Source organism: Povalibacter sp. (genome assembly GCF_036520495.1).
In the GTDB taxonomy this organism is placed as follows: domain Bacteria; phylum Pseudomonadota; class Gammaproteobacteria; order Steroidobacterales; family Steroidobacteraceae; genus Steroidobacter.
The window spans coordinates 1-24,510 of the sequence record NZ_DATDJO010000009.1 but is presented as its reverse complement, the minus strand read 5'-3'; the positions used below and the strand labels follow the sequence as shown (position 1 = coordinate 24,510).

Annotated in this window: 24 protein-coding genes; 18 read left to right on the top strand and 6 right to left on the bottom strand. The window is 61.8% G+C overall.

Annotated elements, in window-relative coordinates; genetic code table 11:
* The 5 genes from VIZ63_RS02930 to VIZ63_RS25345 all read right to left on the bottom strand — a co-directional run.
* Positions 1 to 1,819, bottom strand: a 1,819-nt coding sequence (locus VIZ63_RS02930; RefSeq protein WP_331608002.1) for a PHP domain-containing protein, incomplete at its 3' end; no start/stop codon positions are given.
* A gap of 18 nt (positions 1,820 to 1,837) precedes the next feature.
* Positions 1,838 to 3,445, bottom strand: coding sequence for a DNA polymerase Y family protein (locus VIZ63_RS02925; RefSeq protein WP_331608001.1), 1,608 nt, complete (start codon positions 3,443 to 3,445; stop codon positions 1,838 to 1,840).
* A complete protein-coding gene (gene imuA, locus VIZ63_RS02920) occupies positions 3,442 to 4,077 on the bottom strand; it encodes a translesion DNA synthesis-associated protein ImuA (RefSeq protein WP_331608000.1) in 636 nt (211 codons plus the stop codon). Before imuA ends, VIZ63_RS02925 begins: the two co-directional genes overlap by 4 nt.
* A gap of 5 nt (positions 4,078 to 4,082) precedes the next feature.
* Positions 4,083 to 4,343 (bottom strand): hypothetical protein, encoded by a 261-nt coding sequence (locus VIZ63_RS02915; protein WP_331607999.1) that lies wholly within the window; start codon positions 4,341 to 4,343, stop codon positions 4,083 to 4,085.
* 180 nt (positions 4,344 to 4,523) lie between these two features.
* Complete coding sequence (locus VIZ63_RS25345; RefSeq protein ID WP_349261109.1) at positions 4,524 to 4,802, bottom strand: hypothetical protein; 279 nt, start codon at positions 4,800 to 4,802, stop codon at positions 4,524 to 4,526.
* Between the two features lie 36 nt (positions 4,803 to 4,838).
* Here VIZ63_RS25345 and VIZ63_RS02905 point away from each other — a divergent pair, with 36 nt between their 5' ends.
* The 16 genes from VIZ63_RS02905 (at position 4,839) to VIZ63_RS02835 (ending at position 19,996) form a co-directional block, all read left to right on the top strand.
* Entirely contained in the window at positions 4,839 to 5,156 is a 318-nt protein-coding gene (locus VIZ63_RS02905) for a carbon storage regulator (protein ID WP_331607997.1), read from the top strand.
* 4 nt (positions 5,157 to 5,160) lie between these two features.
* Positions 5,161 to 6,084, top strand: coding sequence for an SOS response-associated peptidase family protein (locus VIZ63_RS02900; RefSeq protein WP_331607996.1), 924 nt, complete (start codon positions 5,161 to 5,163; stop codon positions 6,082 to 6,084).
* A 796-nt stretch (positions 6,085 to 6,880) separates the two neighbouring features.
* On the top strand, positions 6,881 to 7,426 hold the full coding sequence (locus VIZ63_RS02895) for a hypothetical protein (RefSeq protein ID WP_331607995.1): 546 nt from the start codon (positions 6,881 to 6,883) through the stop codon (positions 7,424 to 7,426).
* A gap of 217 nt (positions 7,427 to 7,643) precedes the next feature.
* Positions 7,644 to 7,940: a TrbC/VirB2 family protein gene (locus VIZ63_RS02890; RefSeq protein ID WP_331607994.1), complete on the top strand. Its 297-nt coding sequence runs from the start codon at positions 7,644 to 7,646 to the stop codon at positions 7,938 to 7,940.
* A gap of 8 nt (positions 7,941 to 7,948) precedes the next feature.
* Positions 7,949 to 8,320: a type IV secretion system protein VirB3 gene (locus VIZ63_RS02885; RefSeq protein WP_331607993.1), complete on the top strand. Its 372-nt coding sequence runs from the start codon at positions 7,949 to 7,951 to the stop codon at positions 8,318 to 8,320.
* Entirely contained in the window at positions 8,317 to 10,764 is a 2,448-nt protein-coding gene (locus tag VIZ63_RS02880) for a VirB4 family type IV secretion/conjugal transfer ATPase (protein WP_331607992.1), read from the top strand. The genes VIZ63_RS02885 and VIZ63_RS02880 overlap by 4 nt, the downstream gene beginning before the upstream one ends.
* A gap of 26 nt (positions 10,765 to 10,790) precedes the next feature.
* On the top strand, positions 10,791 to 11,501 hold the full coding sequence (locus VIZ63_RS02875) for a type IV secretion system protein (protein WP_331607991.1): 711 nt from the start codon (positions 10,791 to 10,793) through the stop codon (positions 11,499 to 11,501).
* A 9-nt stretch (positions 11,502 to 11,510) separates the two neighbouring features.
* A complete protein-coding gene (locus tag VIZ63_RS25570; RefSeq protein ID WP_414703740.1) occupies positions 11,511 to 11,807 on the top strand; it encodes an EexN family lipoprotein in 297 nt (98 codons plus the stop codon).
* A gap of 41 nt (positions 11,808 to 11,848) precedes the next feature.
* A complete protein-coding gene (locus tag VIZ63_RS02870; protein WP_331607990.1) occupies positions 11,849 to 12,853 on the top strand; it encodes a type IV secretion system protein in 1,005 nt (334 codons plus the stop codon).
* A gap of 17 nt (positions 12,854 to 12,870) precedes the next feature.
* Positions 12,871 to 13,041, top strand: coding sequence for a hypothetical protein (locus VIZ63_RS02865; protein ID WP_331607989.1), 171 nt, complete (start codon positions 12,871 to 12,873; stop codon positions 13,039 to 13,041).
* 5 nt (positions 13,042 to 13,046) lie between these two features.
* A complete protein-coding gene (locus VIZ63_RS02860) occupies positions 13,047 to 13,793 on the top strand; it encodes a type IV secretion system protein (protein WP_331607988.1) in 747 nt (248 codons plus the stop codon).
* Positions 13,790 to 14,587 carry a TrbG/VirB9 family P-type conjugative transfer protein gene (locus VIZ63_RS02855; protein WP_331607987.1) on the top strand — a complete coding sequence of 266 codons (798 nt, stop codon included), beginning with the start codon at positions 13,790 to 13,792 and terminating at the stop codon, positions 14,585 to 14,587. Before VIZ63_RS02860 ends, VIZ63_RS02855 begins: the two co-directional genes overlap by 4 nt.
* Positions 14,584 to 15,813 (top strand): type IV secretion system protein VirB10, encoded by a 1,230-nt coding sequence (virB10, locus tag VIZ63_RS02850; protein ID WP_331607986.1) that lies wholly within the window; start codon positions 14,584 to 14,586, stop codon positions 15,811 to 15,813. The genes VIZ63_RS02855 and virB10 overlap by 4 nt, the downstream gene beginning before the upstream one ends.
* The gene (gene virB11 / locus VIZ63_RS02845) at positions 15,797 to 16,849 is read left to right on the top strand and encodes a P-type DNA transfer ATPase VirB11 (RefSeq protein WP_331607984.1); all 1,053 of its coding nucleotides are present in this window, start codon (positions 15,797 to 15,799) and stop codon (positions 16,847 to 16,849) included. Before virB10 ends, virB11 begins: the two co-directional genes overlap by 17 nt.
* Positions 16,806 to 18,791 carry a type IV secretory system conjugative DNA transfer family protein gene (locus VIZ63_RS02840; protein WP_331607983.1) on the top strand — a complete coding sequence of 662 codons (1,986 nt, stop codon included), beginning with the start codon at positions 16,806 to 16,808 and terminating at the stop codon, positions 18,789 to 18,791. The genes virB11 and VIZ63_RS02840 overlap by 44 nt, the downstream gene beginning before the upstream one ends.
* Complete coding sequence (locus VIZ63_RS02835) at positions 18,788 to 19,996, top strand: LPD7 domain-containing protein (protein WP_331607982.1); 1,209 nt, start codon at positions 18,788 to 18,790, stop codon at positions 19,994 to 19,996. Before VIZ63_RS02840 ends, VIZ63_RS02835 begins: the two co-directional genes overlap by 4 nt.
* A 57-nt stretch (positions 19,997 to 20,053) precedes the next feature.
* Here the strand turns inward: VIZ63_RS02835 and VIZ63_RS02830 are convergent, their stop codons facing one another.
* Positions 20,054 to 20,899 (bottom strand): hypothetical protein, encoded by an 846-nt coding sequence (locus VIZ63_RS02830; protein ID WP_331607981.1) that lies wholly within the window; start codon positions 20,897 to 20,899, stop codon positions 20,054 to 20,056.
* A 536-nt stretch (positions 20,900 to 21,435) separates the two neighbouring features.
* On the opposite strand from VIZ63_RS02830, the gene VIZ63_RS02825 reads away from it, so the two are divergent.
* Positions 21,436 to 22,638, top strand: a complete 1,203-nt coding sequence (locus VIZ63_RS02825; RefSeq protein WP_331607980.1) for a hypothetical protein — start codon at positions 21,436 to 21,438, stop codon at positions 22,636 to 22,638.
* 575 nt (positions 22,639 to 23,213) lie between these two features.
* Positions 23,214 to 24,476, top strand: a complete 1,263-nt coding sequence (locus VIZ63_RS02820) for an IS110 family transposase (protein WP_331607979.1) — start codon at positions 23,214 to 23,216, stop codon at positions 24,474 to 24,476.
* Positions 24,477 to 24,510: the final 34 nt, after the last annotated feature.

Here is a 24,510-nt window from a genome sequence, read left to right as displayed (position 1 = left end):
CCTGGATTGGACCCGGGCGCACGATGGCGACTTCGACGACGAGGTCGTAGAAGCGCGCGGGTTTCAGGCGCGGCAGCATGCTCATCTGTGCGCGTGACTCGATCTGGAAGACACCGATCGTGTCTGCCTGCTGGATCATCTTGTAGGTGGCGGGATCCTCGGCCGGAATGGTCGCGAACGTAAGGTGCGTGCCACGGCGGGTATTGTAGAAGTCGAGGGTCTTGCGAGTGGCAGTGAGGATACCCAGGGCAAGCACATCCACTTTCAATAGCCCTAGGGACTCCAGGTCGTCCTTGTCCCACTGGATCACCGTGCGATCTTCCATGCTGGCGTTTTCAATGGGGACCAGCGATTCCAGAAGATCGGCGGCGATGACGAAGCCGCCGACGTGCTGGGAGAGATGCCGCGGAAATCCTCTCAATTCCTCGACGAGCAGGAGCAGCAGCTGCACCAGGCGACTGTTCGGATCAAACCCGGCCTCGCGCAGCCACTGCGCGGTGTTGTCTTCTTCGGCATGTCGGCGGGAGAGGGCCATGATGAGCCGCTCGATCTGCAACACATCAAATCCCAGCGCCTTGCCGACATCGCGCAGGGCACTGCGGTGCCGATAGGTGATGACGGTGGCGGCCAGGCCCGCCCGGTGGCGTCCGTATCTCTTATAGATGTACTGGATGATCTCCTCGCGCCGCTCGTGCTCGAAGTCGACGTCGATGTCGGGCGGCTCGTGGCGTTCCTTGGAGATGAAGCGTTCGAACAGGACTTCCTGGCGGGAAGGGTCGACGGCCGTGATGCCGATGCAGAAACACACGGCAGAGTTGGCTGCGGAGCCACGACCCTGGCAGAGAATGTTGCGTTCTCGGGCCTCGCGGACGAGATCGTAAACAGTGAGAAAGAAGGGTTCGTAGCGAAGCTCGGCGATGAGGGTGAGCTCATGCTCCACCAGGGCACGGACTTTGTCAGGAATGTCTTGCGGCCAGCGCTCGCGTAGCCCGCGTTCGGTGAGCTCGCGCAGCCAGGTGGTGGGCGTGTGCCCGTCCGGCACGATCTCGCGTGGATAGTCGTAGCGCAGTTCATCGAGGCAGAACGTGCAGTCGTCCGCGATCCGCACGCTCTGGGCCAGCAGTGCCGGTGGATACAGTTGCTGCAACCGTTCCAGCGGCCGCAGGTGTCGTTCGGCGCTCGCCTGCAGGGCGTAGCCGCATTCCTGGACGGGCTTGATGAGTCGGATCGCCGTCAAGGTGTCGTGCAAGGGTTTGCGCTCCGGCCCATGCATGAGCACGCCGCCGCAGGCGACACAGGGAATCGCAAGCTGCGTTGCGAGCTGTTGCAGTTCGCGTAGGCGTTGAACGTCGTGACCGGTGCAGGTGAGTTCGACACCGATCCACAGATGGTCCTTGACGTGCTCTCGTAACCAGGTGCCTTGAGCGCGTGCCGTGTCTGGATCGTCCGGTGGCAGCCAGAGGAGGCTGCACTCCGGCAGGGCGTCGATGAGCTGGGCGTCATCGAGCCGGTAACTGCCTTTCTCGGCGGCACGCCGTGCACGGGTGATGAGCACGGACAGGGCGCCATAGCCACGACGAGTGCGTGCAAGGGCGACGAGGGTGAGGCCCGAGGTGCAGCGCAGTGTGCTGCCGATGATCAGGTGCAGGCCGCGTTTTTTGGCTTCGTCATGCGCACGCACGACGCCTGCGACCGAGCATTCATCGGTGAGGGCGAGTGCGCGATAACCCAGCTCCGCCGCGCGCATGACGAGTTCCTGCGGATGTGAGGCACCCAGCAGAAAGGAAAAATTCGAGAGCGCGTGCAGTTCGGCGTACATGGAGGGTCATCGCCATGGTCAGGCGAACAGGCCCTGCAGGAACCAGCGATCCTGTTGCAGATGGTCGCGGTATACCCAGCCGACGGCGCCGGAGGCGGAGCGCATCGCAAAGTAGTCGCGGTCCGTGAGGTCGCCGTCCCACCAGCCGCCCTGAATGCGTTCCGGATCATCGATGAGTCCGCGCGGCTGACCGCGCGTGATGGACGACATGGCCTTGGGTTCGCTCAGCAGCCACAGCGGACGCGGCGGTAGTGATGGGATCGGGGCAGGCGAGGCCGATGGATCGGCGTGTGCACCGTGGCTTCGCTGGGTGTGTGCCGGACGGCGGTCGGCATGCGCGGTGATCGAGCGCACGCGATCGGCACCCAGGCGTGCGCGCAACTGTTCGAGTAATCGCACCTGCGAGGTGGCCAGATCATCGCAGTGACGCTGCGATTTCGGATCAAAGCGCAACGAGGAGGTCGTTGCCGCGGCACTGAACCAGCGTGGCACGTGAATGTGCATCTCACGGATCGGCGCCGGTAACTGCAGTCCGTTCAAGGTCTCGTGCAAGAGACGAGTCAGGTGCGTGGTATCACCGGACGGTGCAGCCAGGCCCAACGGGACCGTCGTCGTCGGTAGGTCGCGATGTAATAGCGAAATCGTGAGTTCACTGAGCGTGGCATTGCGTCGGGTGAGGAAGCGTTGCAGTCGGCCAAGGCGGTACACGAGCACCGATTCGGCGAGCGTCAGGGTCTCGATCTCGAAGTCGAGCAGGATGCGATCGTGATAGCTCGAGGGCGGCGCGTAACTGGGGCGCAGGTCCGGCTCGCGTCCCTGGGCCTGGTCGAGCTGCTTCAGGTATTCGTGGCCGATGCGCCGGGCGAGTCCGCCGCGCGGTAGTCGCACGAGTTGTCCGACCGTATTCACACCGAAGCGCTGCAGTCGCTGCTGAATGTCCGGCGGCCATTTGAGGACGCGCAGTGGTAGTTCGGCCAGCGCCTTCGCTTGCTGGTTGGGCATCACGATGCGCCGATCAGCGTGGCGGGCGAACCATTGCGCGCTACGCAGGGTGCGACTGATGGCGAGGCTCGCGGTGAGGCCGGCGGCTTGCAGGTCCTGCGCCAGCGCATCCATCAAGGCGTCGATGCCGCCGAAGAGTTTGAGGCTGCCACGTACCTCGAGCACCAGTTCATTGGGCGGCTCGATGACTACTGTCGGGGTGTAACGCTGGCAGTGCAGGGCGAGCGATTCGAGCAGCTGGGTTTCCTGCGGCAGTGAGCGTGGCAGGCATTCCAGTGGCGCGCACAGGGCGATGGCGGCATTCAGGCGATGACCGGGGCGCACGCCGTGTCTGTGGGCGTGCTCATTGCAGCTCAGCACACTGCGAAAGCGATCGTCGTCGACGACGGCCAATGGACGATGGGTCACGGTGGATCGTTGTTCAGCAGTCAGTGCGCGCAGCGCGGCAGCGAAGGGCAGGTCCATCAGGCGCACGGCCAGCCACGCCTGACGCCGACGCGGATCGGTCGTGGGTTGAGGTGGCGGTTCGGTCGTGACGACGCGGCGCAGCGGTACGCGTCGCCGCGCCTCCGGCAGCTCGATGTGCGGCAGCGGCAGCGTGAATGGGGCACGTTCGGCGTTCATGGCGAGCGGCCTTGCTCGATGCGCGAACGAAGATCGAGGCACAGGTTGGCCTGGCGTCGTCCCTGGATCTTGAGCAGATGGACTTGCAGGTAAGGAGGCTGCGGTGTCAGCTGCAATCGCACGGTGGCCGGTGAAGGTGTACCAGCGGCGCTACCGGGACGAAACAGCACGCCCGTCGTGTAACCGGTGCTGGTCGCGAGCTTGAGGCGACGCAGTACGGCGGCAGCGGGACGTTGCAGCCAGCCGAGCACGACGCTGCAGGCACCGGAGCGCAGGGAGGTCTCGAATGCCCACGCCGCATCGCGTTCGCTCAAGTCGCTGGCGATCCACTGTCGCGCGGGGTCGAGCTCCCGCTGCAGGAGGGCCACGGCGTGCAATGCATGAGGAGGATTGAGCCACACCGCCATCGTTCCGGGTCGGATGTCACTTAAGGATCTGAGCAGCGGCAACAGCAGGGTGAGTTCGCCGATGCCGTAGTGATCGACCAGGAGCTCAATGAGCGCGGGCGTCGGCCAACCACCGCCGAGTGCAGCATCGAGTCGTGGGTCACCTGAGGCAATCAACTCGCCGTGGGCGCGTGCGAGTGACTCGGCGGGCCAGACGTTCGGCAGTTGCTGCAGGTCGATAGCCACGAGCGTTACTCGCGCTCGCGCTTACGCTGGTTGATCGTCGACCACGCCTGATATGGATTTTGTGTAACGGGCTTGCGCTCGGAGGATTGCGGGCGACCCTCATAGCCGTGCGTAAGCGCGAGCGGATCCAGGAACATGACGGTGCAGATCGTGCAGGCGTAAAAGGCCGTGACGTAGGTGGTGCCGTTTGCCCGGGGCACAGTCACCCGCTGGCAGGACACGCTCTTGCATAACGGGCAGCGAAAGTAATCGGGACGGTCTGGCATAGGGGTACTGTATGTTTATACAGATGCTAGCGCCAAGGGCGACCAGAACGGAAGCAGGGAATTCGCCTAAATTTTGCTGCGGAGGCTTATCGGTCGGTAACTCATTGAATCGGCTGGATCGACCCATTCAGCGGCGTTGCATGGCCGCCATCCGCGCTGAAGATCGGGTTGCCGATGGGTCTAGGCCGGGTCGGCGGCGGTTGCGCTGTCCGGGTTCGTCGGACGCAGCAGGCGGATGCCGCGGGAGATCCTTGGCGTGAGTTGGATCGCCTTCTTGGTGGCCAGTGCCTTCAGATGCTGATCGATGCCCTGGCGGTTTTTCAGTCCCAGGCCCGCCGCGATTTCGCCGCGCGTGGGCGGCCAGCCGTGATCGGCGATGAAAGATTCGATGAATCTCAGGACGACCCGCCTGTTGCGGACTGAGGGAGTAGGACATGGGAGCGATGGGGATCTCGGCAATGCGCTTATGGTAACCGGCAATCTCTATCGCGAGGAATGACTGACAAAATCCTTACCGTGGCAGCAGATCAAATGCCGTGTGCCGGCGCGCTGCGAGCGCCTATTGGCCGAGGCGGAATCAGTTGCTACGCTTGGAGCGAAATTTTCAACAAGGAGGTTGTGATGCTTGTTATCACGTTGCGTTCCTCCGAGGCGATTCGGATCGGTGATGAGATCCGCGTAAGCATCGAGCGCATAGAGCGTCACGAGTCGACCGAGTTGACGGAGGTGAAATTCGGAATCGACGCACCGGTCGACGTTCTGGTGCTGCGCAGTGAGTTGAGTGTTCGTCGACCGCCGCCCGAGGAGAGTTGAGCCCATGTGCTACTCCGCGCAGATCGATTCGCACATCCGCCGCCTGATGCGGGAGGAGGGAGTGACGATCGAGTATGAGGAAGCCGAACGTATTTTCCTGCGTCGCCTGGCGGATTCACGCATCCGCATTCCACGTGCGTTCGAACAGCAGTTTCTGGAGCCGCAGAATGATGCCGAGGCGCGCATCAAGGGGTGGATCGAGCAGTATCGGGCAGAGACCGAGAACAAGCTGACGCAGGAGTTGTTCAAGCAGCGTAAACGTCTATCGGATGCCGAACGTGCCTTGCAGACCAAGGAGACCAAGAAGGCGCGGGAGGATGTGCGGATCGCGAGCACGAAGATCGAGGCGAATCGTCAGCGATTGTCACGCCTGCGTGCCGCGGACATTGATGTCGAAGACGAACGCATCTTCCCGTTCTGGTATGCGCCGATCATGGTGCAGCAAGACGGACGCAAGGTGCTCAAGCTAGCGCGCTATCACTTGAGACAGAAGAACGCGCCGGAGTTCATCGACCGAAAGTATCCAGGACTCTACAACGCGCGCCGAGATAACCTGGAAAAGTTCTGGCGCAATGAGTTCGGTCATTCGCATGCGCTGATGGTGGTGACGTCATTCTTTGAGAACGTCGAGCGTGATGGCAAGAACGTGGTGCTGCATTTCAATCCGCAACCACGTGATCGGATGCTCGTTGCCTGTCTCTACAGTGAGTGGACGAGTCCGAGCGAGGGCGAGATGGTGAGCTTTGCGGCCGTCACCGATGATCCGCCGCCGGAAGTGGCGGCGGCAGGCCATGACCGATGCATTGTTAATCTGCAGCCGCAGAATGTTGAGCGGTGGTTGACACCGGAAGGTCGTACTTCGGCGGAATTACAGGCGATTCTGGATGAGAAGCAGCGACCGTACTACGAGCATGCGATAGCGGCGTAATTGGCAAGCTATTGGGTTTGATAACGCTCACGCCTGTTCGTACGCGGGTGGGACGGCCGTCGGGGAGGCGAAGGAGCGCTGGCTTATGAGTTTGGCGGGCGTAGATCGTTGGCAGCCCTCAAATCAGCGTGGGTTATGTGATCAGGTTGCACGTGAGCTGTCTTTCCTTTGCACGAGTCGCAGTTGCGGCGAGGTAGCTGCAACGGATCGGCGAGAATCGCACCGCCACAGGCGGCGCAATGCTGCAGCAGGATGCTTTTTCTCGCTTCGAGTCCGCGAGCGAGCAGGAGGAGTTGGTCGAAACTGACGGAGGCGGCGGGGAAGCAGGCGCGATGGAAGTCGAGTAAGTCGCACAGTCGTTCGCCGGTCGTCAGGCAGTAGAACGTGCTGGGCTCCCGACGATGCGGATGCAGCACGCCGAAGGATTCGCACAGCACCGCCAGGTACGCGCCTTCAATGCGTAGCGTGGGACTACGAAAGAAGGGTGCAAACGAATTCGGTGCCGGTCCTCGGCTGCGCTCCGATTCATCGAAGCCCCAGCGGGTTCGCCAACTGCTCAGTCGATGCACGGATAGGGAGGTGAGCCGGCAGATCGTCTGCGTGCGTGCCTCCACACACAGAAGCCGATATGCGAGCCCGCATTGCCGAAACTCCCACTCTGCGCGGTCTGGATGCGGCGGAGTGGTCATGGCGGCCAGTCCGTCTGCGAATCGCCATACGGGTCGAAACTCAAACACTGCGAACGGGAGACTCTCGCTAGGCTTGGCCGAGTGCTGGGTTCGATGGAGGTTCGCTCATGACCGGTGAAGCATTTCGCACGGCGGAGATGGAGGAGACCGCGCGGGTGATGTCTCATATCCAGGACTTGAACCAGGCAGTGGCGGAGGAGGCGCTTGGCGCATGTTGCGAAGCTATGCCGCACGCAGTGCGTCGACTGCAGCAGTTGCCATTCGCACTGGCAGCGTTTCGCTTTGACGACGCAGAGTTCTGGCGTGCTCGTATATCCGAGCAGGAAATGATGTCCGCGCACTCCCGGCAGCCACAGCCGGACACCTGTCTGGCGCGACATCTGCTGAGCATCGCGTGGCACTGTGGACGTGCCTCGGTCGGGCCGCGGTTGCTGCTCGGTATCGGGCGTGAAGTGGGGGAGCTGATCACGACGCTTCGATTCAGTCAGCTCGATGACATTGCCTTGCGGCATGCCGCCGATGTCCATCGTCGGTGGTCGGAGGTGCCTCGCTTCTGGCCGCAGATGCTGGAGGCAGCCTGCGATGAAGAGGAGACGCGATGGTCCAGGTTTCAGCTTCATGCCCTGCGACTCCTTGGGCGTGAACGTCAATGACGGGCCGAGGGTGCCTCAGGTTCGCGCCATCGGCACTCCTCTGATCAGGTGGGTTTTAGTGCGGTGACTGGGCACGCTCTTTGACGACAGGCGATTCGAATGGCCTGTGCATCGATGTTGTTCGAGTTTCACGGAAATGTTCGTCGAAACTCAAACAGGTCGGGCTGTGACCGCGTGATTCGCTACTTGCCGACTGAAGCGGCAAGGGATGCGTGTCATGGCCAAGCGACTTGAAGTTGTTGCATCGTCCAGGCTGTCGGTGGCGGTCGCCGGCATGCTCGTCAGTCCGATGCTCGCTGCTCAATCCGTGTTTGATACCGGCGTCAACGCGGTCGTGGCGTGGGCTTTCGTTATTGCCACACCTGTCGCCGTGCTGATCGTGATGGCGCTGGGTGGTGCGGCGCTTGTTGGCAAAGTGAGCTGGTCGTGGGCGATCGGCGGACTGATTGGCATCGGCATTCTCTTCGGTTCCGAGCAGATCGTCGGCTGGATCCGTAGCCTCTTTGGCGTCTGAGAACGGCCATGAGCGATCGCAATCAAGGACTCATCGCCGATCCCTTGTTCGTGGGCGTGACGCGGCCGCCCATGCGCTGGGGAGTGGCGTACCCAGCGCTGCTCCTCAACCTTGTCGCGGTCTCAGAGATATTCCTGGTCAGCCGCAATCTGCTGACGCTGCTGATTGCGATTCCCGTGCATGGTCTGTGCGTGCTGCTGTGCGCACGCGATGCGCGTTTTTTCGATCTTTTGTTTCTCTGGGGCGCAACACGCTTGCCGGCGTACTTCGGTAACGCGCGTTTCTGGCGGGCCGGTTCGTACAGTCCACTGACGCTCGATGTTCCCGATGCGCGCGGTCGCCGCAAGGCGGTGGTCATTCCGGTGCTGGAGCGTTCATGAGCTCGGTCGTCACAGCACGGGACGATCGTCGCCGACGCGAGCTGTGCGCGTCGCTGCGCATTCCCTACACCGCGCACGTGACGCCGCAGGTCGTACGGACCAAGGCGGGGGACTGTGTGCAGGTGTTCAGGCTTGCGGGTGCAAGTTTCGAGAGTGCCGATGATGAGACGCTGAATCAGTGGCATGAGCGCCTGAACCTGGCATGGCGAAACATCGCCAATCCGCAGGTCGCACTCTGGGTCCACACGCTGCGACGGCGCGAATGCGTGACGCAGGGCCGCACCGCGGGGACAGGATTCTCGGCACACCTGGCGCAGCGGTACCAGGCACGCCTTGCCGGCGAAGCCTTGATGGTGAATCAACTCTATGTGTCGGTGGTGTATCGGCCGGCAGCCGGGGCGACCACCAGTCTGATTTCCCGAGTGCTCGCGCGCGGCCGTGCGCAGGCGCTTCCGGCGCAGGCCGAGGCCTTGGAAACCTGCGAGAAACTGGCGCAGTCCATCGTCTCCTCGCTGGAGCGGTATGAGCCCGAGCAACTGGGCACGTATGTGCGTAACGGTCGGCGCTTCTCGCGAGTCCTTGAATTTCTGGGCGAGCTGATCAACGGCGAGGCGGCGCCGATACCGCTGCCGCGCTCACCTCTTAATGACATGCTCGCGACCAGTCGTGTGGTGTTCGGCACCGAGGTGATCGAGTATCGCCTGCCGGCGCAGACGCGGCTGGGCGCCATGCTCGGCATCAAGGAGTATCCGACGCCGAGCGCCGTCGGCATGTTCAATGCGCTGCTGTCGGCACCGTTCTCGTTCTTGCTGACACAGTCGTTCACCTGCATCAGCAAGGCCGCTGCACAGGGACTGCTGCAGCGGCAGTTCAATCGCATGGCGAATGCCGGGGACTTTGCCGTGTCGCAGGCGCAGGACCTGACGCAGGCGCTGGATGAGCTGACCTCGAACGAGTTCGTCATGGGAGATCATCACTTCTCGCTGCAGGTGATGACGGACGCCGATGCGGGGAGCGATGGTCAATCGCAGGATGCTCGGATGCGACGTCTGAATGATGCGGTCGCTCTCGCCCGTGCGACGCTGGCTGACTGCGGCATGACGGTGGCTCGCGAAGATCTGGGACTGGAAGCTGGCTTCTGGGCGCAGCTGCCGGGCAGCTTTGCGTTGCGGCCTCGGAAGTCGCCCATCACCTCGCGCAATTTCTGCGCGATGGCACCGTTCCTCAACTTTCCGACGGGGCGTGCGACCGGGAATCACTGGGGCGATGCGCTGGCCGTGCTCATGACGCATGCGCGCTCGCCGTACTACTTCAGTCTGCATGCCAGTGATCCGCGTGATCCGCAGGGCGGCAGTCGCAAGGACACCGGGCATACCTTCATCTGTGGGCCGACGGGTTCGGGCAAGACGGTGTTCATCGGGTTTCTGGTGTCGATGCTGGCAGCTCGCGGCACGACCCAGGTGGTATTCGACAAGGATCAGGGGCTCGAGATCCTGGTGCGGGCGCTGGGCGGTGAGTATTTCTCGCTCGCGCAGGGTGTACCGACGGGACTCAATCCGCTGCAGCTGGAGGTCACGCCAGGCAACGTGGAGTTCTTGAAGGCGTGGCTTGCGATGCTGGCGCGTGGGTCGCGCACGCTGGAGGCCAGCGAACACATCGAACTGGAACAGGCGCTGCGCGGCACGCTGGCCTTGCCGGTGACGTCGCGCCGGCTATCACGACTCATTGAATTCACGGATGCGACCCGCGTCGATGGTGTGCACGCAAATCTCTCAAGATGGTGTGAAAGTAGTCGCGGTGAATACGCGTGGGTGTTCGACAATCCCACCGATACGGTCGTGCCCAGGGTCGGGGCCGGAACGATCGTCGGCTTCGACGTCACGCACTTCCTGAATCACGAGACGATCCGTGGCCCGCTGAACCGCTATCTCTTCCATCTGGTTGAACGTCTGCTGGATGGGCGGCCGCTGGTGTGCTGGGTGGATGAGTTCTCGAATGCGCTCGCCGATCCGGACTTTCAGAGCTTTGCGGACAACGCACCGAAAGTCTGGCGCAAGTTGAATGGCGTGCTGTGCGCGGCGACGCAAACCGCGGGCAGTGTGCTCGACAGTCCGATCGCACGGACCATTGTCGAGCAGACCGCGACCAAGGTCTTCTTTCCGAACCCCGATGCCAATGCGCGTGATTACGTCGAAGGATTTGGACTGACGGAGCGCGAGTTTCATTTGATCCGGGAGCAGCTGGAGCCGGGGTCGCGATCATGCCTGGTGAAGCAGGGGCATGCGAGTGTCGTGTGTCAGCTCGATCTGAAGGGATTTGAGGATGAGCTGCGGGTGATTTCGGGAAGAAAGACTTCGGTGGAGCAGATGCACGCGGCGATCAGCGCGGTGGGATCCGATCCGGAGATCTGGCTGCCACAGTTTCTGGGGTCTGAGCATCGGTGACGGACTGGAGAAGCAGTGGAGGTCCTATGAGCGCAAAACGAGTCTCGTTCTGGGTGATGGGTGTGGTGTTCCTGCATGTGGCATCGATTGCGTCGGCGCAGTTCGCGGTCGTGGATGTAGGGGCGATTACTCAGCTGGTGCAGCAGCTGCAATCCATGCGCCAGCAGTTGGAGACGGCGCGACAGCAGCTGACGCAGGCCCGACAGACCCTGGATTCGATGCGAGGCGGTCGAGGTATGGAGCGACTGTTGGAGGGGACGGTGAGGAACTATCTGCCGCCGTCCTGGCAAGAGCTGGAGGCGGCTGTAGTGAGTGCCAGCGTCCAGTATCAACAGCTCTCGAGCGAGATCGATGCGGTGCTTCGCAGGAACGCGATCCTGGAGCCGGAGGTGCTTGCGCGTCTGTCGCCGCGAGATCGGTTGGAAGTGGAACGAGTGCGCCAGTCCATCGCGATGCATCAGGTGACGGCGCGGTCGGCGCTGAGTGCGAGCAGCCAACGGTTCGACTCGCTGCAGCAGCTTATCAATGCCATCCCAGCGGCGACGGATCAGAAGGCGGTGCTCGATCTGCAGGCAAGGATTGCTGCCGAACAGGGGATGCTCGTGAACGAGCAGATCAAGTTGTTCGTGATGGCGCAGGCAGCGGAGGCGGAAGAGAGGGCGAGAAAGCAAAGACTTCGAGAAGAAGCGATGCGCGCCATAGGTTCCATGCGCAGTTTGCGACCAATCGGTCTTTAGGAGATTGCTATGACCAAGCATGCGATTCGTCGAATCTTGATTCCGCTGATCCTGTCACTCGTTGGGTGCACTAGGCCGCCGTCTGAGTTCACCGTGGATTATTACCTCAGCAATAACGCCGCTAGGGAAGAGAAGCTTAGCGAGTGCGCTAACGATCCCGGAGCACTTCAGGGAGATGCGTTGTGTGTAAACGCGCAGAAGGCGGGAGCGATAAAGGGGTTAGGCAGTCTCCGGGAGCGTCCACGAACGAGCCTCTTGGAGGCACAGGAACGGCGAGAGAAGGAGCAGGGAAAATCAGGGAACTAGTTCTTTTCTGACTATGGCCTATCGGCGCGGAGGAAACTCAAATGGGCTTCTTTCAGGAACTGACTGTCTGGCTCAATCGCGTACTGATTGACTACGTTTCCGAGAACACGGCCCGGATCGCGGCTCTGCTGGAGCCTCTGATGGTTTCCCTCGGCGTTCTCTACGTGATCATTTGGGGATTCATGCAGCTCACAGGGAAGATTGAAGAGCAGTTTGTGACTGGTATCAAGCGCATCTTTATGTTGGCGATAGTCTTAGGGGCTGCCATCAATCTGTGGTTCTACAACGAACTCATTGTGGCTACATTCTTCTCACTCCCAGCCGAACTCGCTTCGGGAATCATTGGAGGATTCAACTCAGGGGAGACAATCGATGGGATCTTTCTCACTGGGTTCGACGTGGCGACACTCTTAGTGAGCAGAGGAAGTGTCTTCAATGACGACATCGTATTTTACTTTTCTGCGGGGATTATCTACGTCGTTACGCTCATAACGGCGCTTTACGCGACCTTTCTCCTCACCTTGTCACGGATAGCGCTCTCTGTGCTGCTGGCTGTGGGTCCATTGTTCATCGGATTTCTACTCTTTGAGACCACGAAAAGGTTCTTTGAATCTTGGATTGCTCAACTGGCGAACTATGCGCTGATCGCTGTTCTGACAATGTTGGTCGCGGCACTGATGATGTCACTCGCTCTGGATGCGGCTCGTGCTGCGATGGATGCCGGCGGGGAGATTGAAATCTCTGATGCCGCAAGACTCGCGCTTGCGTCAGGAGTGGCGTTCTTGGTGATGCGTCAAGTCATGCCAATGGCGGCCGGGATGGCGAGTGGATTGGCGCTGAGCACATTCGGGGTGGTGAGTGCGGGTCTGCGATGGGGATTGGGGTCCTCGCGTCGGGGTCTGGGTCAGTTTGCTCGCGGACTGACGGACACGCAGACGACGCGTTGGGATTCACTGAGTCGGAAGGCGGGCTATCTCGTACGGCGCGGTGCGGTGGGCAGTGCTCGCTTGATTCCGCACCGTCAGAACTCAATTCGTCGCGCATGAGAGCGGAGGCAATGACCATGAGAGCTGTCGTGGTGTTCCTGGGTGTCTGGTTGCTCTCAGGATGTACGCAGGACCGTGCTCATCGCGACTGCGATCGGACCTTGGTGCCGATCAATGTGCTGCCGCAGGAAGAGCTGATGCATTCCGATGACGGATCTTCGACGGAGAGCGACGCAGAACTGGAGTAGATGCCGTGGCCAAGGATGCGCAACTGGAACAGTACCTGACCGAGGCGGCGAGCTGGGATGCCGATCGCGCGGCACAGGCGCAACGTAGTGCGAAGGTGGCATGGTCCGTCGCAGCGGGGGCCGGGACGTGTGCAACGCTGACGGCGGCGGCCATTCTGGCGTTGATGCCGCTCAAACGGGTGGAACCGTTTGTGATCCGGGTTGATAACACCAGCGGTGTGGTGGATGTCGTTCCGGTGTTTACTGGCAATACGGAGTTGCCCGAAGCGGTCACCCGGTACTTTCTCGATCATTACGTCAGTGTGTGCGAGCGGTTCAACCTTGCCACTGCCGAGAGCGACTATGAGGAATGCGGTGCGTTCCATACGGCGCAGCGCAATCAGCTTTGGTATCAAGCCTGGAATCGCTCCAATCCCGACTCGCCGCTGAATCGCTATCGCGACGGCACAATAGTGCAGGTGCGAGTGATGTCGATCAGCTTCTTTACCCGCGGCAACGGGGTGGCGGATCTGGCGCAGGTGAGGTACGCGAAAAGTCGGCGTGGCTCCGGCGGCGGGGAGGAGGAGCGCTCGCAATGGATAGCGACGATTCAGTATGCATACGGGCAGCCGTCGCAGGATGCGCGCTCGCGTCGCTGGAATCCTCTTGCCTTCAAGATCATCGATTTTCGCCCGGAGCGGGAGCTGACGCCGCCGGCGGCGGAGCGCGGCACGGGGTCCTACTCGATCACACAGGGGCCGGGTGCACCATGAGCCGGTGGTCGTGGCTGGCGAGTCTCGTGCTACTCGTTGGCCTGAGCGAGGCAGCCGTGGTGCCTGCGCGGGGAGTGGTGGACTCACGGATACGCACCGCGTTCTACGATCCATGGCAGGTCTACCGACTGGAGGCATTCGTCGGGTTCCAGATTGAACTGGTATTCGCGGTGGGCGAGCGGTTCGCGGGCCAGGGCAGTGGGGATCTCGATGGCATCTCGGTGGGTGCACACGAGAATCACGTGATCGTGAAGCCGCGGGCCGAGCAGGTCGGGACGAACCTCGTCATCTACACGAATCGGCGTGCTTATCGGTTCGACTACGTGGTCCATGGGCGTGCGCCGGATCCGGCGGTGGATGATGTCATCTATGCGGTGCTGTTCGTGTATCCACCGGAGCCGGAGGGGCAGCGGCAGGCACAGCAAGCGCTCGATCGATCGCTCGATACGGCCAGTGATGCACGGGTCCGCAACCTCAACTACTGGTTCTGTGGCAGCGACGCGGTGAAGCCCACCTCCGCCTTCGATGATGGGGCGAGTACTCATCTGACGTTCGGTGCGCGGGCTGAGCTACCGGCAGTGTTTCTGCTCAATGACGACGACAGCGAGTCGTTGCTCAACTTCAGTGTCGAGGCCGGTGTGATGGTCATCCACCGGGTGGCGCGGCGCTTCATCGTGCGGCGTGGCGGATTGACCGGCTGCATCGTCAATCGCGGTTACAGCGGCGGTGGTGAGCGGCTTAAGTCCGGAACGCTGACCCCGGCCGTGGTGCGTGAGCGCAAGGCGGTGCCATGAACCCCAGCGATCCAGTCGGCAATGAGCCCGCGCAGGAGCCCGTTGAGCAAAGCGTCGATGACTCCACCGTGGCGGGCGAGCGCGGCATCCCGTCGGTCAATCGGGCGCGCTCGTTGCAGTCGAGAGTCAGCAATGCGCTCGCCATGGGGTTGATGGGATCGCTCGGATTGGGATTGCTGACCTGGTACTTCGCGAACATGTCGGCACGCCACGCGCGCGTGGAGGCGAGTGCGCGATCCTCGGGTGAAGACAAGGCGAAGACCGAAATGGTGTTGCCGGCACTGGGGCCGGCAATGCCCGCACCGATGATCGAGCGTGTCTTGGGTCCGGTGCCGGAGCTGCCGGAACACGAGCCGTTCGATTCAGACGCCTTCGGCGGCGCGACGTCGGTGGGGCCTGCGAGTGCACCTGGGACGGCGAAGTCGCCCGAGGCACAGGCGTTGGAGCGGCGGCTGTCGGGACCGGTGTTCGTAGCGGTCCAGGGCGGTGCGCAGGGTTCTTCGGGGTATTCAGGCTCGAACGCCATGGGTGTGGAGCGTGGCGAAGAACCGGATGACCCGCAGGGAATGCAGGCGTGGCTCGCGCCGACGGTGACGCCAGCCGCGGTGGCGGGTGTGTTGCCGACATCGCGACTGCTGCTGCCGAAAGGATCGTTCGTTGATTGCACGTTGGAGACAGCGCTCGATTCGACGCTGCCGGGCATGGCGACGTGTGTAACGGCGAGCGATACGTTCGGCGCCGATGGCAAGGTCGTATTGCTCGAGCGCGGGACCAAGCTGGTCGGTGAGACGCGCGGCTCGGTGCGGCAGGGGCAGGCACGGATCTTCGTGCTGTGGACGCAGGCACGTACACCAACCGGTGTGCTGGTCGAACTTGCATCGCCTGGGACCGATGAGCTGGGTCGGTCGGGATTGCCGGGCGAGGTGGACCGGCATTTCGTTGAGCGCTTCGGTGCGGCGATGCTGATCTCGCTCATCGATGGCATCGTGCAAAGCGCGGTGCAGGACTCGATGGGCGGGGCGACGGTGATCTACAACCCGTCGACCTCGCAAGACATCCTGACCGAGGTGCTGCGCAGTACGGTGAGCATCCCGCCGACCGTGCGTAAGGCGCAGGGAGACCGGATCCAGGTGCTGGTCGCTCGCGATCTGGATTTCCGGTCGGTGTATCGGTTGCGGGCGGTGAGTCGCGATGATGCGGGTGGCGGTCATGGCTTCGGCGAGTGAATACGTCGAGCCGGTGGCGGTCGCCGACCTGTCGGCGCTGGAACTCAATGTGCGGGTGTTGCGACCGTGGCTGTCGGATCCCGATGTCACGGAGGTGTGCATCAACCGGCCGGGTGAGGCGTATCTCGAGAGTCGCAGCGGCTGGCGATGCGAGAGCGCGCCGTTCGCGGACTTCGATTGGTGCCGGCGCTTTGCGAAGCTGATCGCGAATGCCACGCGTCAGCGCGTGGATGAGACTTCGCCCTTGTTGTCGGCGTCGCTGCCGGGGGGAGAGCGGGTGCAGATCGTGTTGCCGCCGGCGACCTCGCGCGGCTGCGTGGCGATCACGATCCGCCGGCCATCGGATCGGGTGTGGAGCTTGAGTGAACTTGGTGAACGCGGGTTGTTCCGGGCGACCCGGCGTGCCGCGGTGGATCTGGAGGCGACCGAGGTCGAACTGCTGCGCTTGCTGGACGCGCAATCGTACGAACAGTTCCTGCGACTCGCCGTGCGCTCACGCAAGAACATCCTGGTGTCGGGACCGACGGGCAGCGGCAAGACGACCTGCACCAAGGCGTTGATCCGCGAGATCCCGGCGGACGAACGGCTGATCACGATCGAGGATGCGCAGGAGTTGTCGCTCGATGTGCATCCGAACCATGTGCGGCTGTTCTACAGCAAGGACGATCAGGGGCTTGCGCGGGTGAGTCCGAAGCAGCTGCTGGAGTCGTGCCTGCGCATGCGGCCGGACCGGATCCTGTTGGCGGAATTGCGGGGTGAGGAGGCGTTCGATTACTTGCGCAATGTGAACTCGGGACATCCGGGCTCGATTACAAGCATTCATGCGGCGAGTGCGGAGCTAGCGTTCGAGCAACTGGTGCTGCTCGTGAAGCAGAGTCGCGGCGGACAGGAGCTCCAGCGCCCGGACATCAAGCAGCTGTTGTACCTGCTGGTGGACATCGTCATCCAGTTCGGCGTCGATAGTCACGAGCGCTACATCAAGGAACTCTGGTATGACCCGGCGCGCCGGCTCCGCACCCTGGCCGCGGTGGGTTAGGGGGCGCGGCGCTCGCGCGCTCGGGCTCGCCATGGGCGTGCTCGTGGGCAGCGCCTATCTCGGTGGGTATCTGTTCCTGTGGTCAATGCGGCTCGATGCGTCCCAGGCGACGCCGATGACGCTCGTGCGATACGTGTACTTCCACGCGCATCGCGTCGGTGTGCGCCAGCGCGCGGTGGTGTGTGCCGCGTTGTCGGCCGGGTTCGTGAGCGTTGTTGCAGTAACGGTGCTGTGGCCAAAACGACGCGCGTTGCACGGCGATGCGCGCTTTGCGACGGGGCTTGAGATCGCGCGGTCCGGGTTGCTGGGTGAGCGCGGCATCATTCTGGGCGAATGGCGCGGACGGTGTCTGATGCTCGATGGCCAGCAGGGCGTGGCGCTCGCGGCACCGCCGCGCACGGGCAAGGGCGTTGGGGTGGTGATTCCCAATGCGCTCAACTGGCCTGGATCGCTGGTATGCGTCGACATCAAAAAGGAGAACTGGACGGTGACGGCGGGCTATCGCCAGCAGCAGGGACAGCCCTGTTTCCTGCTCGATCCCTTCGGGGAGGATGGCTCAACGGCCCGCTGGAATCCGTTCTTCTATGTCTCGGCCAATCCGCAGCGGCGGGTGAATGATCTGCAGCGCATTGCGGAGATGCTCTATCCCGATCCACCGAACGTCGATCCGTTCTGGACCGCGTCGGCTCGATCCCTGTTCCTCGGCATCGCGATGTATCTGTTCGAAACGCCGTCGCTGCCGAAGACCATCGGCGAAGTGCTGCGGCAGGGGATGGCTTCCGACGATGAGGGGTTCGGACAGCATTGGAAGCGGCTGGTGGAAGGCAGGAACAGCGGGCGCTTTCCGTTGTCGTCGCAGTGCGTGCGGGCGCTGTACGACGTGATTGATCTGGCGCCCGTGACGGCGTCCAGCATCCGCAAGACGTTCACGTCGAGACTCGATTTGTGGCTGAACCCGATCCTGGATGCGGCGACCTCGGGCAATGACTTCGATCTGCGCGAGTTGCGCAAGACGCCGATGTCGATCTACGTCGGTGTGAACCCGGATGACCTGCATCGGCTGCGTCCGGTGCTGAGCCTGTTCTTCCAGCAGGCGATCGGGCTGCAGACGCGCGAGCTGCCGGAACGCAGTCCGGCACTCAAGCATCAGGTCATGATGCTGCTGGATGAGTTCACGGCGCTCGGACGCATTCCGATCATCGCCGAGGCCATCTCGTACCTGCCGGGTTACAACGTGCGCGTGGTGCTGGTGATCCAGACGCCCGCGCAGTTACGCGAAGTGTACGGACAGAACGGCGCGGAGACCATGCTCAAGTCATTGGGTGCGCGCATTGCATTTGCGCCCAAGGATGCGGTCGATGCAAAGGAGATCTCGGAGGAGCTGGGCTACACCACGGTGAAAGTGAAGAGCTGGTCGAAGCCGGCGGCGGACTGGCTGAACCCGAAGGGGCGGCGCGGACGCAGCGTCAATGTCAGTGAACAGAAGCGGGCGTTGTTCCTCCCGCAGGAAGTGAAGGAGCTGGGGCCGGACACTGCGCTGGTGTTCTGCGAAGGACTGCGCCCGATCCGTTGCCGCAAGCTGCGGTACTTCGAAGATGCACGCTTCGTGGGGCGGCTGGTACCGCCACCGTGGTGCACACCGCACGGGTCCTCGGATGCTGTCATTGACCGTGGACCTGGTGAGCCGGCGTTGCCGGCGCAGGGAGGTGTGGCCGCGCGAATTGATGAGCGGCGTTCAGCAGTCTCAACTCCAGCGACACGAGAGGCGACGCTGGCGGATGTCGATCGTATCGGGTCGCTGACGCTGGAGGATTTTGTGGGGGACGTCGGGCAGATCGGTCTGCCGCTCGAGCAGTCGGTCGCGGGTCGAGCGAGCGATGAGGATATGCAGGGCGCTGTGCAACAGTTTCTGACCGCTATACGTGATGGAGGCCGGCAATGACCCATGATCCATCGTCCGGGGATCCGGACACGCAGACGCGGCGGCGCAAAGCGAAGCGTGCCGCCGAGAATGCGATTCGCTGGGAGCGGCCAGCTGAAGCGCCACAGGTTCGTGAAAGCGACGGCAAGAAGTCATCTTCGAACTCGTCGAAGTCCGCGGAGGCGGTGCGTGATGCATCGACGGCCGTGCCCTCGATGGTGCGTTCGCATTTTGTGCAGGTCGGGCGCGACTATTATTTCTCGGACGGGGCGCGGGCGTTCAGTGATCGGGCGGTGAAGCTCACCACGCCGAGCGAAAACACGCAGGTCATTCGGGACCTGGTGGCCATCGCACAGGCGCGTGGCTGGCAGAGGATCGTGGTCAGCGGTACGCAGCGATTTCGGAAGGAGGCCTGGGTGGCGGCTCGCGAGGCCGGGTTGGAGGTGAAGGGCTTTCGGGCGAGTGAGGTGGATGAGGCGCGGCTGGTGCGGCGCCTGGGAACGGATTCGGTCAGGGAAGAAAAAGGCAGTCGTGGGAAGGAGCGATCGGACGATGTCGCACAGGCGCGAGAGGCGAAGTCCAGTGCACCCGCGAAACCACGTGAGCATGTGGGTCGGCTGATCGAGCATGGGCCCGCGCCGTACCAACACGATCCGCACGAACCGATGTCGTACTTCGTGAAGCTCGAGACCTCGCGCGGTGAGAAGGAGTTGTGGGGAGTGGATCTGGACCGGGCGTTTCGTGAGTCATTGTCGCGTCCGAAGACAGGCGATGAAGTGGTGGTGCGCGCCGTGAAGCAGGAACCAGTGACGGTGCGATCACGACGTGAAGTGGACGATGGGCCGGCCATCGAAAAGGAAGTGGCCACGCATCGCAACCGCTGGGTCGTCGAGCAGCGGCAGTTCCTCGAAGAACGGGAGAAGGCAGCGCAGGTGCTGCGCAATCCATCGGTGGCCGCTGCGCAGGGCAGTCGTGAGCACCCGGAACTCGTTGGCGCGTACCTGCAGGTGCATGCCGCAGAGCTGGCGGCGAAGCAGTTTCGGGATCCCCAGGATCAGAAGAAGTTCGTGGCACTAGTGCGTGCGGCGATTGCGGATTCGGTGCAGCGGGGCGAGGCGTTGCCGGCGGTTCGCTTGCGTCAGTCCGAGAGCGAGAGGCGCGTCGCCGAGCGCGGGGCAGGGGCCATTGCCGAGCGTGAGCGTACGGGAAGGGCGCGCGAGCGCTGACGGAGGTCTTCGCGGGAATTCCTCGAACCCATCTACGCGAGGCTGGCGACGAAGCATTCAGTCTTTCGACGCGCTCGCTTGTCTCTGCTTCATGGCGTCAGTGACGTTCATCGCGTCCCTCACGTAGGGTAGATATCCGAACTGCGAATTGATGCGGTCAAAAAGCGCACGGCAAGAATTGGTTTCGAAAGCGATCGTGGCATTCAGATCGACTTCAGTGCCATCTGGCGCAATGAAACGCGCGTCGGAGTACAAGGGCGTCGTTTGGGTCGCCGGATTGTCGGAACGCTGAAGCACGAGATTCCCTTCACCTGAAAAACAAAAAAGAGCGGAGTGGTTTCCGTCCGCTGTCACAGGGGCGGCCATTGCGAAGGTCTCCATGGAGCCATCCTCTGCGTTGACGCGCACTTGTCGAGCCTGTGTTTCAGGCAATGAAACCAGGCCGTCGTCGATGAGTTTTGCGGCTTCGGGTATTGCGTCAGCGCGCATCCCGGCCGACAGCAGGAACGTTTCGAGCCGCGCTCGATAATCTCCGTAGTGGGGAAGACTATCGGGCGCTTGCGCAGGAGGGGTAGTTTCGACGGATAAGGGAGGCAGCGTTTCGCGTGGCGTTTGGGTATCGGGTTGCGATGCCTCCATGAGAGATGCCGGGGTGGGAGCTCCCGCCTCCCGATCCTTGTACCACCAGACAAGTGCACCGAGAGCGATGACCCAAACCCATCGATTGGAGCCGCGCGAGCGGGAACTCGGTGTCCTGCCGGAAGAAGGACTCCTATTCGCGTTCCTGAGAGCATCCAGATGTCGTTGATACTCCAACAACGCCTCGCGCTCTCGCCTCATGCGCTCGTTTTCCGCTTCTACCGCTTCGCGACGTCTCTCAACGTCAGTCTTTTCGAAGGACATCACTACTCCTCTGCAATAACGCGCGGAACAGTCGACGATCCAAGACCATGAAGAGAAAATGCACCCGTACAGGATCAATGTATCACCAGCGGGGCTCATGCGCCGTGGTTGGTATTGAGGGAATGCTGCGGATGCACGCCGCGGAGCTCGGGGCAAAGCGGCTTTGGGTCTCCGCAGGATCAGGGAAAATTCGTTGCGTTGGTGCGCGTGGCGAATCCGGATTGGGTGCAGCGCGGGGAGGCGCTGGGCGGTGCGACTGAGAGGGGACACTCAGGACAGGCAGGAGCGCGGACGAAATGCGCCGACGTTCGACCGTGAGGGCCGCAGGAGGCGGCGGTAGCAAGATCCCGAGCTGGTTGACCATGGCGGAGATCACGGCTCATCGAAACTGAGAAAGGAGGTTTGTGTCGATTGCCTGGAGTCAGCGGTGGCTAGATAGTTTGCGGGTTGGGTACGCGTCATTGGCCTTCCAGGCGGGGCAAAAGGCGCCTACAGGCCGCTAATCTAGTTCTCTCGCGCGCGACCTCGGGTGCCTCGTGGCCGACGACAATATAGAGATCCTGGGGAAATGGAACGTCAGCTTCGGTCCATACAAGTGGGAGTACGTGTTCACGTCGGACGGCGTTGTCCGTTGGCGCGACCCCTTCAACAACGAGAGCGGCGCTGGGCGCTGGTCGGTCACACCCAAAACCATCTACCTGTCATGGCAAAAAAGCTCCTCGAAGGAGTCTTGGAGTCGGCCAGTCAAACGTAGCGGCCAGAGCGGTTGGATCGAAGCGTCTTATCGCACCGGCGCGCTGAGCGCCGAGAAGGTGGACGCGCTCGCCCTGCCCAACACAAGCGGCGGCGCTTCGGAAATAGATCTTGAACTCGACCCAGCGACTGGCGAGTACGTGCAGGCCAGCCCCGAATCGCATCGGAAATACATTGAGCGCGTGTTCACAGCGGTTGCGTACGGTGTGTTTCCAGATGGCTACTACGTCTACTGTGAAGGGATGGATCTGCCCATACAGGTCACCGAAAGCGTCGTTGATTTTTCTCTAGGAACCGCAGAGAGAGAGCGCAGCAAAATCTTCGCCAGCTATGCGGAAGCCAAGCAAGCCGCCGCCGACAGCCCCAGCCGGAGACGAATCGGCTATTTCTGGGGCGCGGGCAGCGCGGTGATTTCTCCAACGGTCATTGGGCCCGCGACGACACCAGAATTGTATTCAACCATCATCGCGGTCCGTGGCCTGCACGACAAGTTTGTGGAGGTCATGATGCCCGCTATCTGCCACGCGATCGCACTGATCGGCGGACCCTCACCCCTGACCGTCAAAGGCAAACAAGGAACGGGACGCGTAGCAAAGCGACGTGGTGGAAATGAACCGCCGCGTGCCATGACTGGACCGAAAGCCATGCCTGTCGTCACTCGCCCCAGGGCCACTCGGCAGCAACTACCATCGGTGGTGTTGAACCCAAAGGACTATCTGACGTTCAGAACGCGAGATCCAAACGTGGCGTCAGGACAGCCATTGGTTTTCACGGGACAGACGAACCAGAACGCGCAGCCCGACGTGCACGCATGCTACGGCAAGGGCAATGATGGCTACGGGCCCTACGGTGTGACCTTCAAAGCGTCAGAGGTGTCCGCTCGACCTCTTCCCGGACGAGCCGAAGAGTTTCACATCGTTTCTCCAATCGAAGCCGGTGACGGTATGTGGTGGCACGTGTCGGACCTGGCAGGCATCAAGAAGTAGCTTAGTTCGCGACAGTTGTGGTGATCAGTTCGATATTGGATTCAGAATGGCAAAGTTGCGGCGCATCGCAAAAGCTGGATCGTGGAGCCAAGGAAATTGCTGGGCGCACGCGAGAAGCCGCGGATGTGCTTCGATCGCGCCGGCGAAGGGCAGACTCGTGGCGAAACTGCAGCTGCATGCGGCGGAGCTGGCGGTGCGGCTGAGGCGGAAGGAACTCCCAAGCCTGGAGATGATGTCAGAGGCAGAGAATGGGAAGGGAGCCTGCGGGTCGCGGCCGCGAATAAATCAAACGGCGGGCGGCAGGCATCGACCCGATATAGATATTCCGTCTCGCTTTCCGTGATAGTGAATACGGCTGGCAGGTAACTGTCAGTGAGGGCGGGACTGCACCGGCGAATTACGAATATTTCGACCCAAACATTCGATGTTCACCGCTTTGGCTTCGAATCCGCAGGTGCGCTTGGGTTCGTCAACGAATACTCAGGGCTCGCTGTTACGTCAGCTCACTATATTGCCTTCGCAGAACTCAAGCATGCACGTTCCGGGTTGGTAGTTCATCACTTCGGAGGAGCAACATGAATCCTCAGCTGGATGGTCAGTACACTGCCTTCGTCGGCCTTGATTGGGCTGACTCGAAGCATGACGTTTGTTTGCAGGGTGCGGGGAGCGAGCAGCGGGAATTTGATCAGTTTCCGCATCAGGTGGATCGAATTGAGCACTGGGCTCTCTCGATGCAAGCGCGCTTTGGAGGATCCATCGCAGTCGCCCTGGAACTGTCCAAGGGGCCCATCGTCTCGGCACTCCAGAAGTACGCCTGCTTCGTGCTCTTCCCGATCAATCCCACCACCTTGGCGAAGTATCGTGAAGCCTTTAAGCCCAGTCGCGCTAAAGATGATCCCACTGATGCAGAGTTGGCACTGGATCTGCTGCTGCACCACCCGAACCGATTCAAACCGCTCAAGCCGCAAAGCGTGCCGATGCGCACGCTGCTTTATCTAGTCGAACAGCGTCGCCAGTTGGTCGGCGACAAAGGTCGATTCGTTAACCGCTTAGGCAACGCTCTCAAGCAATACTATCCGCAGGCATTGGAGTGGTTCGAGCAACACGACACGCCGTTGTTCTGCGACTTCATCAGCCGCTGGCCCACGCTGCTCAAGGCGAAGCACGCCCGCAAGGCCAGTCTCGAAAAGTTCTTCCAAGAACACAACGTGCGCTTCGCCAAGGTCATCGAAGCGCGCCTCAGCGCGATCAAGGCTGCCCAGCCACTCACTCACGACCTGGCCGTCATCACGGCGTATCAATTGCAGGCGCTCGCACTGGTCAATCTTCTACGGGTGACGCTACAAGCCATCGATCACTATGACGATGAGATTGCCATCCTGGCACCTACACTACCGGACTACGCGCTGTTCAGCACGTTACCGGGCGCCGGGCCCTCACTTACACCGCGCCTGCTGGTCGCCTTTGGTGAACAGCGCGAGCGCTTCATGAGCGCCGATGAGATGCAGCGATACTCCGGTGTTGCTCCCGTCACCGAGCACAGTGGCAAGAAGCGCTGGATCCACTGGCGTTGGCAATGTCCTACTTTCTTACGCCAGACGTTTGTTGAATGGGCGGCCCAGACGATCAATAAATCGTTCTGGGCCGGTGCGTTCTATCATCAACAACGCGCCAAAGGCTGTTCACGTCAAACAACGCTGCGCGCCTTAGCGTTCAAATGGATCCGCATCCTCTATCGTTGCTGGCAGACCCGGATGCCTTACGATGAATCGACCTACCTCATCGCGCTGCAACGCCGCGGCTCACCGTTGCTCAAACAGCTTGGAGCAACCCAGTGAATACTTGACGGAACAGCTCAGGGCGTGAAGCGGA

Coding starts and splice junctions, on each gene's coding strand:
- VIZ63_RS02820 (WP_331607979.1), top strand. CDS start 23,214: ATGAATCCTCAGCTGGATGGTCAGTACACTGCCTTCGTCGGCCTTGAT.
- VIZ63_RS02870 (WP_331607990.1), top strand. CDS start 11,849: ATGGGCTTCTTTCAGGAACTGACTGTCTGGCTCAATCGCGTACTGATT.
- VIZ63_RS02895 (WP_331607995.1), top strand. CDS start 6,881: ATGACCGGTGAAGCATTTCGCACGGCGGAGATGGAGGAGACCGCGCGG.
- VIZ63_RS02865 (WP_331607989.1), top strand. CDS start 12,871: ATGAGAGCTGTCGTGGTGTTCCTGGGTGTCTGGTTGCTCTCAGGATGT.
- VIZ63_RS02835 (WP_331607982.1), top strand. CDS start 18,788: ATGACCCATGATCCATCGTCCGGGGATCCGGACACGCAGACGCGGCGG.
- VIZ63_RS02925 (WP_331608001.1), bottom strand. CDS start 3,445: ATGAACGCCGAACGTGCCCCATTCACGCTGCCGCTGCCGCACATCGAG.
- virB11 (WP_331607984.1), top strand. CDS start 15,797: ATGGCTTCGGCGAGTGAATACGTCGAGCCGGTGGCGGTCGCCGACCTG.
- VIZ63_RS02855 (WP_331607987.1), top strand. CDS start 13,790: ATGAGCCGGTGGTCGTGGCTGGCGAGTCTCGTGCTACTCGTTGGCCTG.
- VIZ63_RS02880 (WP_331607992.1), top strand. CDS start 8,317: ATGAGCTCGGTCGTCACAGCACGGGACGATCGTCGCCGACGCGAGCTG.
- VIZ63_RS02885 (WP_331607993.1), top strand. CDS start 7,949: ATGAGCGATCGCAATCAAGGACTCATCGCCGATCCCTTGTTCGTGGGC.
- VIZ63_RS02900 (WP_331607996.1), top strand. CDS start 5,161: ATGTGCTACTCCGCGCAGATCGATTCGCACATCCGCCGCCTGATGCGG.
- VIZ63_RS02830 (WP_331607981.1), bottom strand. CDS start 20,899: ATGTCCTTCGAAAAGACTGACGTTGAGAGACGTCGCGAAGCGGTAGAA.
- VIZ63_RS02840 (WP_331607983.1), top strand. CDS start 16,806: ATGACCCGGCGCGCCGGCTCCGCACCCTGGCCGCGGTGGGTTAGGGGG.
- virB10 (WP_331607986.1), top strand. CDS start 14,584: ATGAACCCCAGCGATCCAGTCGGCAATGAGCCCGCGCAGGAGCCCGTT.
- VIZ63_RS02890 (WP_331607994.1), top strand. CDS start 7,644: ATGGCCAAGCGACTTGAAGTTGTTGCATCGTCCAGGCTGTCGGTGGCG.
- VIZ63_RS02915 (WP_331607999.1), bottom strand. CDS start 4,343: ATGCCAGACCGTCCCGATTACTTTCGCTGCCCGTTATGCAAGAGCGTG.
- VIZ63_RS02905 (WP_331607997.1), top strand. CDS start 4,839: ATGACTGACAAAATCCTTACCGTGGCAGCAGATCAAATGCCGTGTGCC.
- VIZ63_RS02875 (WP_331607991.1), top strand. CDS start 10,791: ATGAGCGCAAAACGAGTCTCGTTCTGGGTGATGGGTGTGGTGTTCCTG.
- VIZ63_RS25570 (WP_414703740.1), top strand. CDS start 11,511: ATGACCAAGCATGCGATTCGTCGAATCTTGATTCCGCTGATCCTGTCA.